The organism is Bacillus salipaludis (assembly GCF_030938565.1).
GTDB lineage: Bacteria > Bacillota > Bacilli > Bacillales > Cytobacillaceae > Neobacillus > Neobacillus salipaludis_A.
In genome coordinates this window covers 6004308-6019462 of sequence record NZ_JAVGVR010000001.1, presented here as the reverse complement: position 1 = coordinate 6019462, position 15155 = coordinate 6004308, and the positions used below count along the sequence as shown (strand labels likewise).

The 15155-nt window shown below is 41.5% G+C and carries 12 protein-coding genes; 6 read left to right on the top strand and 6 right to left on the bottom strand.

The window, feature by feature from the left end; translation table 11 throughout:
* Nucleotides 1-86 precede the first annotated feature (86 nt).
* The 3 genes from RCG21_RS29870 to RCG21_RS29860 form a co-directional block, all read right to left on the bottom strand.
* Nucleotides 87-1337 (bottom strand): sensor domain-containing diguanylate cyclase, encoded by a 1251-nt coding sequence (locus tag RCG21_RS29870; protein WP_165976218.1) that lies wholly within the window; start codon nucleotides 1335-1337, stop codon nucleotides 87-89.
* A gap of 344 nt (nucleotides 1338-1681) precedes the next feature.
* Nucleotides 1682-2875, bottom strand: coding sequence for an aminotransferase (locus RCG21_RS29865; protein ID WP_133333855.1), 1194 nt, complete (start codon nucleotides 2873-2875; stop codon nucleotides 1682-1684).
* Nucleotides 2872-3375, bottom strand: a complete 504-nt coding sequence (locus tag RCG21_RS29860) for an Lrp/AsnC family transcriptional regulator (protein WP_133333856.1) — start codon at nucleotides 3373-3375, stop codon at nucleotides 2872-2874. The genes RCG21_RS29865 and RCG21_RS29860 overlap by 4 nt, the downstream gene beginning before the upstream one ends.
* Nucleotides 3376-3610: 235 nt before the next feature.
* On the opposite strand from RCG21_RS29860, the gene RCG21_RS29855 reads away from it, so the two are divergent.
* Complete coding sequence (locus RCG21_RS29855; protein WP_133333857.1) at nucleotides 3611-4474, top strand: NAD(P)-dependent oxidoreductase; 864 nt, start codon at nucleotides 3611-3613, stop codon at nucleotides 4472-4474.
* Nucleotides 4475-4520: 46 nt separating this feature from the next.
* Here RCG21_RS29855 and RCG21_RS29850 read toward each other — a convergent pair whose 3' ends face one another.
* A complete protein-coding gene (locus RCG21_RS29850; protein ID WP_133333858.1) occupies nucleotides 4521-5171 on the bottom strand; it encodes a FusB/FusC family EF-G-binding protein in 651 nt (216 codons plus the stop codon).
* Nucleotides 5172-5305: 134 nt separating this feature from the next.
* Nucleotides 5306-5575, bottom strand: a complete 270-nt coding sequence (locus tag RCG21_RS29845; protein ID WP_133333859.1) for a CD3324 family protein — start codon at nucleotides 5573-5575, stop codon at nucleotides 5306-5308.
* Nucleotides 5576-5914: 339 nt separating this feature from the next.
* On the opposite strand from RCG21_RS29845, the gene RCG21_RS29840 reads away from it, so the two are divergent.
* Nucleotides 5915-6787 (top strand): glycoside hydrolase domain-containing protein, encoded by an 873-nt coding sequence (locus RCG21_RS29840; protein WP_308914143.1) that lies wholly within the window; start codon nucleotides 5915-5917, stop codon nucleotides 6785-6787.
* Between the two features lie 220 nt (nucleotides 6788-7007).
* On the opposite strand, the gene RCG21_RS29835 is transcribed toward RCG21_RS29840, so the two are convergent.
* Entirely contained in the window at nucleotides 7008-7745 is a 738-nt protein-coding gene (locus RCG21_RS29835; RefSeq protein WP_308914142.1) for an IclR family transcriptional regulator, read from the bottom strand.
* A 184-nt stretch (nucleotides 7746-7929) separates the two neighbouring features.
* Between RCG21_RS29835 and RCG21_RS29830 the strand changes: the two genes are divergently transcribed.
* From RCG21_RS29830 to RCG21_RS29815, 4 genes are all read left to right on the top strand, one after another.
* Nucleotides 7930-8691 (top strand): dimethylarginine dimethylaminohydrolase family protein, encoded by a 762-nt coding sequence (locus RCG21_RS29830; protein ID WP_133333862.1) that lies wholly within the window; start codon nucleotides 7930-7932, stop codon nucleotides 8689-8691.
* Between the two features lie 150 nt (nucleotides 8692-8841).
* Nucleotides 8842-10476 (top strand): M20/M25/M40 family metallo-hydrolase, encoded by a 1635-nt coding sequence (locus RCG21_RS29825; RefSeq protein ID WP_308914141.1) that lies wholly within the window; start codon nucleotides 8842-8844, stop codon nucleotides 10474-10476.
* 158 nt (nucleotides 10477-10634) lie between these two features.
* Nucleotides 10635-12677 (top strand): helix-turn-helix domain-containing protein, encoded by a 2043-nt coding sequence (locus RCG21_RS29820; protein WP_308914140.1) that lies wholly within the window; start codon nucleotides 10635-10637, stop codon nucleotides 12675-12677.
* Nucleotides 12678-12965: 288 nt separating this feature from the next.
* Entirely contained in the window at nucleotides 12966-15155 is a 2190-nt protein-coding gene (locus RCG21_RS29815; protein WP_308914139.1) for an acetate--CoA ligase family protein, read from the top strand.

The window sequence follows — 15155 nt, the reverse complement described above, 5'->3', positions numbered from 1 at the left end:
GCACCATGTGAAGAATTCACATGGTGCCTGACACCGTTCGTGGACATTTCACTATTTTTGTACACTGTGGGTGGACGGTTGAGGTGTCATTTTCCGAAGGAGGCTTCTCGCTCCTTATAAAGGGATTTTTCCTTATACATTTCTTGGTCTGCGGTTTCAAGAATTTCTTCGACGGTAATCGGAGCCCCAGGTACATAGTGGTAGAGCCCATGACTGACAGAGATGTGAAATTGCTTTTGTTTTTCTTCATTCAGGAACTCGAAATCACGCTGAATATCTCCCCAAATGTGCTCAACGTCTTCCCTTTTCTTTTTAAAAAAGAGGATGATAAATTCATCTCCGCCAAGACGAAAGAGGACATCGTGATGATCGATATGCCGTTTCAAGGTTTCGCAGCAAGTTTTAATTAGATCGTCCCCAGATGCATGGCCGAGACGATCATTGACCTTTTTCAAATCATTAATATCAATAAAGCTAAGAAAAAATTCTTCGGACTCTGGCCCTCCGGAAACTTGTTTACGGAGCTGCTCAATCCCAATCCTACCATTTTTGACACCGGTAAGCATATCATAAGAGGCATGCCTTTCTAGTTCTTCTTCCGTTTTCTTGATATCGGTAATATCCGTTGTTCCAATTAACATACAGGTGTGATCTAAGTAATCAACCAGCTCGAAATGAAGCATGGACCATTTGCGGATATATGGAGTGATTTGTTGCTCCGTTACAATGTTTTTAATCGTTCCCTGTTCCTTTAATCTTGTAAAAATATCATCCTTTTCTTTAGGGGTGCGAAACAAGAAGCTTCCGTCGGTTTCAATGTCCCGGAGTTGATAGTATTCAACTGCCTGGTGGTTCATGAGAAGAATTTCATTGCTATCAGGATTTATGAGAAACAAGGGATTGGGATTTAAATTAAATAAGCGGCGAAAAACTTCCTCTTTCCTGCCAAGCTTCCTTTTGTTTAAAAAATCATTTTTACGAAATGTGTAAAATGCTAGGGCAATCGTAAAAGAAATTACTGCAGCACCCGTGGAATTAATGAGCTTGATTAAAAATGAGACTCGGTCTTGTTCAAGGAGGAAAAGGCCTATAACAAAGAGTAAATGAACCCCCGTAAAATTTTTTAGTAGATATTCCGGATGGACAGGGAAAATGACAGCAACCCCAATTAAGATAATGATATAGGCGTAAAGATTTCCGTTCAGCAATTGACTATTGAGAGAGGAAACGGCTCCTATCAATAAATAAAAAAAGACATAAAGGTGAATGATAGACCCTTTTGCCTTAATGTCGTTCCGTAAATAGCGATAAATCACAATAAAAATAAGCGAAATCATAAGCCCAGAGACATGTACACCTGCTAGCATCTTTTTGTAAGTCGGATAAGCAAGCCCATTTAATAGGAAGAAATCGACAATGAAAAATGCGGGTTAAGTGAAAATCAACATATACGAAACAAGCTTTAAACGCTCAAATAAAACATCATCATTGAAATAAAGAAACTCCCGATCCGCACTGGAGCACACCTTCGATCGGTTTAGAAGTTTTTTAGTGAAGGACCTTTAACATCGTATCATCCTTTTAGCTTTGAAATCCGCAGTAGTTTAACATATTCATAAGGATGCTGTCGACAAAATTCGGTGGTGACAGGCACCACCCGAATTTTGTCGAACACACTTATTTAAGATTTTCCCTGCAGTACCATTTTCCGCGATTCCACGAATCGCTGCATGCGTTTTAGTGCTTCTTGGAGCTGCTGCATGGAGGTGGCGTAGGAGCAGCGAACGTAGCCTTCGCCGCTTTCGCCAAAGACGTTGCCTGGGACGACGGCGACTTTTTCCGCCAGTAGTAGTTCTTCGGCAAATTGTTCCGAGCTTAGACCTGTTGAACGAATCGACGGAAATACGTAGAAGGCACCACCCGGTACATGGCAGTCCAGGCCGATTTCGTTTAAGGCCTGCACCATAAAGTTCCGTCTTCTGCGGTAGCTTTTTCGCATCTCTTCCACTTCATGGTAGGTGTTGCGAAGGGCTTCAATCGCTCCGATCTGCAGCATATGCGGCGCACACATCGTCGTATATTGGTAAATCTTCAGCATAACCTCAACAAATTCCACTGGAGCCGCTAGGAACCCTAAGCGCCAGCCGGTCATCGCGAAGCCTTTTGAAAAACCGTTAATCAAAATGGTCCGCTCATACATCCCATCGATGGCTGCGAAGCTTGTAAAGGTTTCGTCGTAACTCAGTTCCGCATAAATTTCATCAGAAATAACGATTAAGTCATGTTTTTCAACAATCTTGGCAAGTTCCGTTAAATCTTCTCTTGTCAGCATGCTTCCTGTCGGGTTGTTCGGTGAACAAAGCAAAATCGCCTTTGTTTTTTCCGTGATAGCAGATTCGATTTGCTCCGGTGTTACCTTAAACCCGTTGTCCGGTGAAGTTGAAACCGGAATTGGTTTACCGCCAGCCAATGCAACCAATGGAGCATATGCAACGAATGCTGGTTCAACAATCAAAACTTCTTCCCCTTGGTTTAAAATCGCCCGGAAGGCGAGGTCAATTGCCTGACTTGCCCCGACGGTAACAATCACTTGATCTTTAGGATTATATTCGACTGAAAACCGATTATTTAAGTATTTACAGATTTCCTGACGTAATTCCAGCAACCCCGGATTGGCAGTATAAGAGGTAATCCCCTGCTCGAGTGAAAGAATCGTTGCCTCGCGAATATTCCATGGCGTGACGAAATCGGGTTCTCCCACCCCTAACGAAATAACCCCCTCCATACTGGCAGCCAAATCGAAAAATTTACGAATTCCCGAAGGCTGAATGTCTTTTGCCAATTGTGAAATATAGGAAGAATACCCGTTTTTCATGGTGTAACCACCATCCTGCGATCCTTATCTTCGCCGCCTTCAAAATTAACTCCATCATGTTTATATTTTTTTAACATGAAATGGGTGGTAGTGGAAATGACGTGCTCAATCGTTGATAATTTTTCTGATACAAAATTAGCGATTTGATTCATCGTTTTTCCTTCTATTGTAATGGATAGATCATAGGCACCTGACATCAGATACAAAGAGGATACCTCCGGAAAACGAGCGATTCTTTCCGCCACTTCATCAAAACCAACGCCGCGTTTCGGAGTAACCTTTACTTCAATCATGGCAATAATGTTTGCTTCGCCTTCAACCTTACTCCAGTTGATTAATGTCGGGTAACTCATAATAACCTTTTGATCTTCTAATTTTTTAATCGAGTTTTTGACGGTTTCTTCGTCGCTCATGACCATGGAGGCGATGGTGGCCGCCGATAATTGATGGTCCTCTTCAAGTATTTTTAAAATTTCAATTTCCTCACTGCTCAGTTTCATAACGAGCCTCCTCAAAGTATACAACCTCCAGTTTATAGGAGATTGGCGATAATTATCGAAATTAGTCGGTAATATTACTATAATAGGTTATTTTGAAATATCACTCAATTTAAATTCATTATTTTTTTATTAAAATTAGTGGAAAGTTACAGGAGGTTGGCAACCCTTTCCACTTTATTAAAAAATCCCCTCAAAAGCCATACTAAAATTATCAAAATAAGGGAGATGTTAGGGTTTGATTGGATTTATCGGACTTGGAATTATGGGCAGCCGTATGGCTGAAAACCTATTGAAAAGCAGCCATGAAATAGTCGTTTATAATCGAACAAAAGAAAAAGCGGAGGACCTTTTAAAGAAGGGGGCGAATTGGGCTGCATCTCCGAAGGAAGTCGCTGCCCGGTCCACTGTTATTTTTACCATGCTCGCGGTGCCAAAGGCTGTGGAAGAGGTTGCCTTGGGTGAGGAAGGATTTTTGGGGAGTTTACGTGAAGGCAGCCTCTGGGTTGAATGCAGTACCGTCGATCCCGCATTTACACGAAGAATGGCAGCGGAGGCAGAAAAACGTCAAATTCGGTTTTTAGAGGCACCCGTATCGGGCTCAAGAATTCCTGCAGAAAAGGCAGAGCTTGTTTTCCTCGTGGGCGGCAAGGAAGAGGATATGGAGGAGGTAAGGCCGCTGCTTCAGACAATGGGGAAGGATGTTCTCTATCAAGGAGAAACCGGGAAAGGGACGTCCATGAAAATTGTCATTAATTTAATGCTCGCCCAATCGATGGCTGCGTTTGCGGAGGCCCTGAATCTTGGTGAAGCTCTCGGTCTTCAAAAGGAAACTGTTATGGAAACACTGTTAAATGGGCCGACCGCGGCTCCGATGTTGAAAGGAAAAAAGACCAAAATTCTCTCCGGCGAGTATTCGGCCGATTTTCCGTTAAGGCTGATGCAAAAGGATCTTCAGCTAGTTTCCCAGGCGGCATACGAACACTCTTTATCGATGCCAAGCGCCAACCTCACCAAGGAACTCTATGCGTTAGCAAAACAACAGGGCCTCGGTGAACTTGATTTCTCGGCCATCTATCAATTCCTAAAACCAACTAAATAGAAGGATGTGAAAACTTCACAATGGCGAAAGAAACCATGTGAAGTTTTCACATTCCCAGCGAGTCTTTAAGATACAATGTCAAATAGTCGACATTGGTAATTTTTTTATTACAATCGGAACTATCGGTACAAATATAATTGCCGATGGCCTTGTAGTAATCCGGGTTTTTGGACTTTTTCGTTTTTGTTATGGTGGAAATGTAAGCAACCTGGCCAAAGCGGCTACAGAAGGCACAGATATTTTCTTTACTGATGGGAGTAACTTTGCATTCGATGCCGGCAATTTTTCCATCCAGCTCATAAACAATAAATTTTTTATTGGAACTGAGGTCGTTCCAACTCAAATAAGTCAGTTGGCCGTGATCAATTTGTGATAAATCAGGCAGCTTTAATTTTTTATTTTTAGGAAACATCTTTTTCAACTGCTGCTCGGTGATTTTGGGAAAAGGGATCACGTAGGCGGAAAGATGCTGGATATATTGATCATATTCGGCATCTGTCTTCAGCCTTGAAAGGTCGAGCATTTTATGATGTTCCAATGTTGCATTTGGAAAAAGGTCGTTGATTTTAGCATTGGCTAAGTCTTGCACTGCAGCTAAAACGGTAGGGGCCACATTCTTTTTGGCGCTATCCTTAATAAAGGCAATCTGATTTTTTATAAAATTAAGCTGTTCATTTTTAATAAATTTTTCGGTCATTTTGGGTAGCTCCTATCATTCTCTATACTGTTTATTTTAAAAAATACAGCTGATTTCTAAAATGGAGAAAATGGGTTAGAACTGTTTTTTACATAAAAAAGCACTGATGAAGTTTTTTCACCAGTGCTGTTCGATTATGTCTTTTTCGAATAGACAATTTTTTTGATGGTTTCTGTAGAGAGATAGTGTTCCTCGGCTAATTGCTGGATGCTGCAGCCGCTGTTGAACTTTGCTTTAATAGCGGCATTGCGGTGATCGAGCAGCCGTCTCCCGCCACTTGAGGTTCCCCATTTCCGGTACTCCGTTTCCGGTTTGGGAATGTATAGGGTTTCTCCCTGGACATATTTTTGGATTTCTACGATCAGCTTTTCGGGTAAAACCTTGTTTGCATTAATATATTTCATTTTTGCCAGCCCCTTATTTCGATTTTGAAAAAATAAGGTGCAAAGCCAAAATAGTAGAAAAGCTAGGTCGGCGATAAAATTAAATGATTCGCCCCATGCAAAGTATCGCCTTTCCAATACTAGGCTTTGCATGAGTGGCAGAAGTACCAGACAATCTTAAGTGATTCTCCAACTGTACGCACCTCCCTTAATCTGTTGTTATTATAACAAAATCTCCCACAAGCGTGAGGGATTTATTTTTTTACAGGTGCTTCTGCTCCACTTGGAGTGTCCATGCCCACACGTTCAAACTTCCATTGGCATACTGTGTTTTTACAGAATGTCGAATGGAGGGAAAGTATGAAAACACGAAAATGGTTTTGGACAATCGTTTTAAGTGCCATATTGGTTCTCCCGTTGGTTCTCGTAATGTTCCATGATAATGGAGCCAAAAAGCAGTCTGATCCACCTGAAGCGCAGACAGTCATGGGGGAGCATTCCACAAAGAATCCTGGAAAGTCTCACCCCAATTCCCACTCCCAACCTCATTCCCAGCCTAAACCGGAAAACAAGCCTGCTCCCAAACATAAAACCCTCTGGGGTGTCGATTCCGCTACAAAGGTGGATAAGGCATTTTTAAAATGTGTAAAAAAGCATTATGGCAAGCCAGCTGTGTTTGGCCGTTATTTGGAGACGAAAGAGGGAATCTCGACAGGACTTACGAAAAAAGAGGCTGACTTTCTTCACAAAGAGGGAGTCAAAGTTATTCCGATATTTAATCATTTTATCGATGCCACCGGCTATAAAAAAGGGGTATCTGAAGCAAAAGAAGCAATCCGTTATGCCAAAAAGATAGGAATTCCAAAGGGAACCGGGATTTTCGCTGATATCGAACCGAAATATCCCGTCGATGAAGGTTTTATTCGCGGCTGGGTCGACACCTTGCACAAATCGGATTATAAACCTGGAATCTACGGAGTGTTCACAAAGGAATCTAAGGTTACCTCTGCATATAAAAAGGCGATGGAGAAGGATAAGGAGATTCAAGATCAGACCATCATCTGGAGCAGCAACCCTGAACCTGGAATCACCAACAAGGACAGCGCACCCAAATTTAAACCAAAGGCCCCCGACAAAATAGAAGTATCCATCTGGCAATACGGAATCGACGGCCCAACCTGCAACATCGACACCAACCTCATTCAGTCAGACGTAATAGAGGACCTATGGTGAATACGGTGCCTTGAAATACGGTGCCTGACACCGCCCGTGGACTTTTCGCTCCATTTGTCCGTGTGGGGTGGACGCTTATGGCCTATCAGCGGAAACTGGGTTCCAATTGGCGAAACGAGGAGTCCGATCAGCGATAACAGCTCTCCAATCAGCGAAACACAAAGTGCCTGTCACCAATGTGAAAATTTCACAAAGCTGACAGGCACTAACCAAGAACTAGCTAATACCTATACCCCAACTTCACCGAGATCCGCCTTCCATATTCTACTACTCTGTCAATCAACAGCTTTTCCCGCTCCTCCGAAACTTGGAAATTGACATACCCGATACTAATGGCGCCAATCAGTTCATTCATCTGGTTAAAAATGGGGGCGGCCACCGCCGATGTCCCCTTCGTTTTCTCACCATGACTGATGCCATACCCCTGCAATTTTACAGCCTGCAATCTTTCGAAAAATGCGTCCTGCTCCTCTACAGCGACCAATTCTCCAACAATATTCTGCGACTCCGCATGCGGCAGGAACGCGAGCATCGCCTTGTTTGCAGCACCAATATGCATCGGAATCCGATTGCCGAGCTGGTCATAAATCCGAATCGGGTTGGTCGGACAATCAATTCTTTCAACCACAAGCGACTCCAGCCCAAACGGCTTATTGTAATAAACACTTTCTCCAACCTCGTTCATTAATCGCTCCATTTCAGGGCGAATCTGGCCGACAAAATCGAAGCTGTCATATAACTGCAAACCATATTCCAGCCATTTATTTCCCAGTGTGTAAAGTTTCGAGTCCGGATCCTGCTGAATCAGTCCATGCTCTTTCATTGAATTCAGCAAGCGGTGAATGGTACTAACAGGCAGGTCGCACTCCTTCGATATATCCGTAATCGACAACCACTTTGCCGCTTCACTGCCGGAAATAATCTCGATGATCTCCATTGCACGATCAATCGTTTGCATTTCCTCAACTCCCTTTTTCTAAATAATGATTGAAAATTCCGTAATGTGGAACATTATCCTTACTATACATTAATTTTTAAAAATTAAAAATATTGACATGATTATCGAACTGCTATACTATCAAATTATAAATTTCATTTGATGAAATAAAATTCCACTATGCGAAAAAATGGAGGTCAATTACATGTTTAAAAATGTTATTGTTAAAACACCTGGGAAAACATATGTAAACGGATTAACCACTTCAGATCTTGGAACACCAATTTTAGAGAAGGCGCTAGAGCAACATACTTTTTACATAGCAGCCCTTAAACAATGCGGCGTGGAGGTAACCGAGCTTCAAGCAAACGAAAACTACCCTGATTCCACCTTCGTTGAGGATACTGCTGTTCTTACACCAGGCTTTGCCGTAGTATCCAATCCCGGCGCAACCACTCGCAATGGCGAAATTATTGAAATGGAGCCGGTATTAAAGAAGTTTTATGATAAAATCTATCGTATTGAAGCACCAGGAACTCTTGACGGCGGGGATATTTTACAAATTGAAGATCATTTCTATATCGGAATTTCAGCGAGAACGAACCATGAAGGTGCCAAACAATTAAAGCAAATCCTTGAATCGGAAAACTACAAAGCTACCATTGTTGAATTAGAGAAATTCTTCCACTTAAAAACCGGGGTTAACTACATTGGGGAAGGAATCATCTTGGCCGCTGGTGAATTCGTCGACCATGCTGATTTCAATTCTTACAAAAAAATCATTGTGCCGACTGAAGAAGAGTATGCAGCCAACTGTATTCGCGTCAACGATTATGTTATCGTTCCAGCTGGATTCCCGAAAACTAAGAAAAATATAGAGGATGCAGGCTTCAAAACCATTGAAGTAGATACAACTGAATTCCGTAAATTAGACGGTGGACTAAGCTGCTTGTCCTTGCGTTTCTAAATCTTCATAGAAAAAGCTGCTCCATTCTGCTGCTCCTGACATGAAATGCCAGCCTATTAATGATAGTAAATAGATCGTTATAGCAGTATATTTAAAATGAGTTCCGCTTTTTTAGACAAAGTGTAATACCTTAAAAGGGGATAGAAGATCATGACAGAATATCAGTGGGCAACAAAAGAAGGGCTTCGCCGTTTGTTATGCGAGGTGGTGAGCTGGGAAAGCCGGACATTGACGCCGGGAGAACGGGAATTCCCTAAAAAGCTGGAAGCAAAACTACAGAGTTTGCCCTATTTTCAAGAGAATCCTGGTCACTTAAGTCTTCATGATGCGGATTTAGGTAGAAGATTCGTCACCGCTCTATACAAACATCCAGAAGCCCAGGATACCATTGTTCTCATTAGTCATTTTGATACGGTTTTTACAGCGGAATACGGGGATATCGAAGAATTCGCCTTCAAGCCTGAGGAATTAACGCAATTACTTTATAGCCGAATTGACAGCCTGCCGGAGGATGCAAGAGAAGATCTTCTTTCTGGTGAATATCTGTTTGGGCGCGGCACGATGGATATGAAAATGGGTCTCGTCATGCATATGGGATTAATTGAAAAGGCTTCCGCAGAAAAATGGCCAATTAATCTTATTTTACTTACGGTTCCGGATGAAGAAGTCAATTCGGCGGGTATGCGGGCCGCTGTAGTGAAATTAGTTGAAATGCGTGAAGAACACGGTCTCACCTACAAATTATTTCTAAATGGAGAGCCGGTATTTACGCAGCAGCCGGGTGACCGCAATTATTATATTTACTCCGGCTCGATCGGTAAAATTATGCCTTCCGTGCTTTTTTACGGGCGCGAAACCCATGTCGGCGAACCGCTGAGCGGGATTACTGCAAGCTATATGGCTTCGTTTATGACGCAGCAAATGGAGTGGAACGTTAAACTTGAGGAAACGGTGATGGGAGAAAAGACGCCGCTTCCGGTGACACTCCAGCAAAAGGATTTAAAAATGGAGTACTCGGCACAGACACCATTTCGTGCAGCTGCCTTGTATAATGTATTTTTAATGAAGCGAAATGCAGCGGAAATCATGGATATTTTTGAGGAGATTGCCGGGGACGCAGCAATGGCCTGCAATACGGCCTATCAAAAAATTTGTACGGCTCAGGGCGTAAAACCGGTAGGGGAAGTCCATGTTCTCCGTTATGAACAATTGCTCGAGCATGCTGTTGCAAAACTTGGCCAGGATTTTGTTAATTCGGTGAAAGCCGAGGTTCTCACCAACAGCGAGTGGGATGACCGCGATAAGTCCTTCCAAATCGCTGATACATTAATGATTGAGTGCCAAGAGCTGGCACCGGCAATGATTTTGCTCTATGCACCGCCATATTATCCGGCTGTCAATTCGTCTGATAGTGAATTTATTCGTGAGTGTGTGAGCCATATTAAAGCGCAGGGCATGGAAAATTTTGGGCTGCCGGTAGGACAAATCCACTATTTCAATGGCATTTGCGACTTAAGCTATGTGAATTACAACGATACGAATGAAGGATGGAATTCTTTTGTCGCCAACACACCGGTTTGGGGAGACAGCTACAGCATCCCATTCGAGGAAATGAAACAACTCCAAGCACCCGTGCTGAACGTGGGGCCATTTGGGAAAGATGCCCACAAACGCACCGAACGCCTCCATATCAAGAGCGCATTTGAAGAAGTTCCGGCGCTTGTGGAAGAGTTGGTCAAATCGATTTCTAGGAACAACACGAAGGGACAGGTCCCTTGTAAATAACATTAATGAAGAAAAAGGGCAACACAGGGTTGTCCTTTTTTGTTGTTTTCTGAAAATATTGAATACTGTAAAACTGAGTGGTAAACTATATAAAGATAATCTTATCTTCTAAACAACGTGACTTCTTCTACCAATCGTACTTTTTCGAGGAGGTAATGATGTTAAATTTCAATGCTGCCGGTCCTAATCATATAGATGTTGAAGGGATGAACCCAATTTCAAAACAGTTATCAGCAAAAATAGATAATTATCTGATACTATGCGTCTATGAACAGGATTATAAAATTCAAGATCACACTGGTTTAGAGTGGGAACAATCCAAGAATTCACTAGCAGCGATGCCGTTATCTGCGGACACAAAGGGATCTAATACTTTTATTATTTGGGACCGAGTCTATCAGGAGAGCACCCACGTGTTTAATAGTTTGCGTCTTGCGGCTAGGAATCGGTTAATTAGGCATATCTCCAATAATATTGTGAACTATCTTTTAACGAAGTATAAAAAGTTTTCTCCGATATTCTCCACGATTCTTAATGATGTTGAAATGAAAAGCCGGTCGATTCACTATTTTGAGGAGATGTTAAAAAGAGACACTTTCTTAGTTAATGAGGATGTTTGGGATAACTTTTGTGATTGGTTCCGGATCTATTTAACTGAATGGGTACTGGAAGAAATGGCCCAAACCCTTGGTGAGGATCGATTAGTCCAGCTGGAGAAAAAGGAATTAAACGAGCAATTCTATCAATTTATCTCCATGAATTTTTCGCAAAATAAAAATTTCATTACAAGGTTTACAAGTATTGTAAATAACTATACCTTAGAGTGGGTTGAAAAAATTATTACCTTTTTAAATTTAGAAAATTATTCTATTCAGCAAATCGAATCATTGCTTTGTAAAGATATCTCCATTTCTGAACATCCATCACCCTCTCCTGTAAATGAGTTCACGTTTAATTCAGCAGGGAATGACTGTATATTTGTCATGAATAATGCACCGTATCAGTCTGTTCGTGAAGCTTTATATAAAACGAGTTTTACAAAAAAAGAAGAATTTCTTTGGCCCACCTTCCCTATTATAAAGAGCAGTGTTAAGGGAATCCTGCAAATCAAACCCTTTAAAAAAGACTATTACCCATTACATAAAAATCATCCTATTGTAAAAGAAACCTGGGAGGAGGTTAAGGTTTTATCGGATTTAGAAGCAGATATATTCGATGCTCTTTGTACCTTCTTTTTATCAAATGCCAAACATCCAGATGATGTCATCGAAATCCAGTTGGATGACTTGTTAGCTATTCGGGGCTTAAAACCAAAAATGGGTGGTGATGGCCGTCGTGGCGGATATGAGGAGAAGCAGCGCCGTCAAGTATTGAAATCGCTTTCGCTTATACAGAAACTTTGGATTGACTTGGAAAAAACGATTGTCTATGAAAAAGGGAAGCCCTCCGAGACTCGGCTCCAAGGCAGGGCCTTTCTTTTCGTTGACCAGAATCGAGTCGAGTATCCCATTACGGAAGAAACAAATGAGAAAAAAATAAGTTATAAAGTGGACCAGGTCTTTTCTAGATACTTGTTTGGATCAGGAAGACAAGTGGCTCTTCTTCCTTTAAAAGTGTTACATTATGATCCGTATCGAAAAACATGGGAGAAGCGATTAACAAGATACCTTAGCTGGAGATGGCGGATACAGGCCAGAAAAGAGGATTATTTACAGCCGAATAAAATTAACACGTTACTTGATGCGATCGGTGTCAAAATAAATGAACGAACCCCGTCACGCACAAGAGAAAGATTGGAAAAAGCACTTGATACCTTGCAGCAAGATGGTGTGATCGGGGCATGGCACTATGAGAAATGGGAAGAGTCGATCGCCGACCAAAAAGGATGGGGGCGTATTTGGCTGAATTCTATGATCAACATTCAGCCGCCGGATTTTATAATGGAACAATATCGTCCGATTAAGAGAAGCTATCAAGGCCAGAGTATAAAACAACCTCAGAAAGAGGTATTGGGTGAAGAGGCAGAATTGATTGGAGTACGTATAAGGGAGATTAGGGAAAAGTTCAACTTGGCTTTAGCACATGTTTCGGAAGAATTGGAAATCTCCACCTCTTATCTAAGCAATATTGAAAGAGGCATTAAAATCCCATCTAAAAAAATTCAGTTCAAGCTTATGAAATGGCTGAAGCGCTTTGAATAAAAAAAGAACAATATGTACATGAAAAATGTGCATATTGTTCTTTTTTTTCGTAAAAAGGGTTTATCTTATACATTTGTCGAGGTTGTCTTGAACAGATGTCGGGATGATGGTGTACATAAAAAAATTACTAGTTTATTTTGCTGTTGATAGACCAAGGTTTTTACCCATTTTTTCTTTTTTTTCTCACTAATAATTAAATAATATAAGTTGCTTTGTTTTCTGAATATTAAAAATCAATTGTGTATGATTACAACTATGAAAACAATAGTAAAGATTGGGGTGGAAGAAATGAAAAATGAAAACGTTTCCTATAGAAGTTTGGACCCCTTATTTTATCCTCGTTCCGTTGCAGTATTAGGGGCGTCAAAAAATCCTAATAAGCTGGGTTACATTCAGGTGAAAGCATTATTGGATGGGAACTATGATGGAGCGATCCTGCCGATTAACCCAAAGGAAACCGAAATTGCTGGGTTAAAATGCTATTCCACATTATCAGATGTCCCTGGACCCATTGATTTAGCCATATTTTGTGTGAGTGCCAGTCAAGTTTTACAAAGCATCGAGGATTGTGGAAAGAAAAAGGTGAAAGCCGCCATTATTTTTGCCTCAGGATATTCAGAAACAGGAGTAGAGGGGGCAAGACAGCAGGAAATGATTGTAGATACAGCTAGAAAGTACGGAATTAGATTAATCGGCCCTAACTGTGTTGGACTCGTCAATACTTTGAATGGATTGGTAGGAACCTTCTCACCGGCTGTAATGAGTCATCCATTAAACGATCAGCGGGCTGTAGGTTATGTTTCTCAAAGTGGAGCCTTCGGGATTCTAACTTATATGGCGGCAGCCCAGAACGGATTAACCTTTAATTATTTTGTCAGTGTTGGAAATGAAATGGATACAGAATTTGCTGACGTTGTGGAATATATGATTCATGACCCAAAAACGAAGGTCATCAGCGGTTATCTCGAGGGAGCTAAAAATCCTGCTAAACTGCGGCAGCTCGCAAAGGAAGCATTGAACAAAAATAAACCAATTGTAGTAATGAAAACAGGCCGCAGTTCAGCAGGAAGCCGGGCCGCAGCTTCCCATACAGGTTCCTTGGCGGGATCAGATCAAATCTATGACGCATTTTTTAAGCAAACAGGAATCGTAAGAGCAAATGACTACGAAGAAATTATTTCTTTCTCCAAACTGTTTCTATCAGGTAAGCTGCCCACTGGACGTAATACGGTCATTATTACAAGTTCTGGCGGCAGGGGAATTAATGAAGCAGACCGCTGTGAGGCAAGCGGACTAAAGATTATCCCGTTAAGGAATGAGACGAAGGAAAAAATAAAAGAAGCTTTACCATCCTTTGCAAGTGCTGCCAACCCAGTTGATTTAACCGCTGCAGCCGCAGTTACGAATCCTGAGTTGTTTATCGCACCGCTGAAGGCACTTTTGGAAGATCAAGAGATTGATAATTTAATATTTACTGAGTTTCCAATGTTTTGGAGAGACGATCACCCACTATTACAAGAGTTTATTCAAAAGTGTAAGGAATCGGATAAATTTGTTCTGGTAACAACCTTTCCATTACAAGGAATGTCAATCCCTAAAGGGACATCCGAAATGGAGAAAAACGGAATTCCTGTAATACCTGGGAACTTAAATCCAATTGGGGCTTTGGCAAAATTGGTAGAGTACAGTGAAAAATATCGTAAAAATCAAATCAACGAGGCTCAAGCCGGACAAAAGTATCCCGTCCTAAAAGGCTCAAAACCAAATTTACAGCAGTTGTTAAAGCCAGGTGTAACGCTAAGTGAATTTGAATCAAGTGAAATATTGGAATTATACCATATTCCAACTTCCCAAAAAGCATTAGCGCGAACAGCGAAAGAAGCTGTTTTACACGCCAAAAGTATCGGTTTTCCCGTTGTAATGAAAATAGACTCCCAGGATATTCCTCATAAAACCGAAGCAAATGCCATTCGATTGAATTTACAAAACGAACAGGATGTAGTGGATGCCTATGCGGATATTTTAAGTTCCGGTAAAATGTACAATCCTGATGCCGTCATCAATGGCGTATCTGTTCAAGAGATGCTGCCGAAAGGTACAGAGGTGATTGTAGGGGTAACAAAGGACCCAGTTTTTGGGCCGGTCATCATGTTTGGTCTTGGTGGAATTTTTGTTGAGACGTTCAAAGACATTTCTTTCCGTGTTGCCCCTCTAACCCGTCAAGATGCAGCAGAGATGATGGAAGAAATTAAAGGAAAGGCGATTCTGAAAGGGGTAAGAGGACAGGCTCCTGCTGACCTTGAGACACTTATCGATGTTTTATTAAAAGTTTCTGATTTAATTTCTGACGCAGATGGTGGGATTGAGGAAATCGATATTAATCCACTCATTGTTTATGAGAATGGCTTAAAAGCGGCGGATGCCTTAATCATTACCAGTCATTCTTCACTTGAAAAAACGGAAGCAGGGAGGAGATAA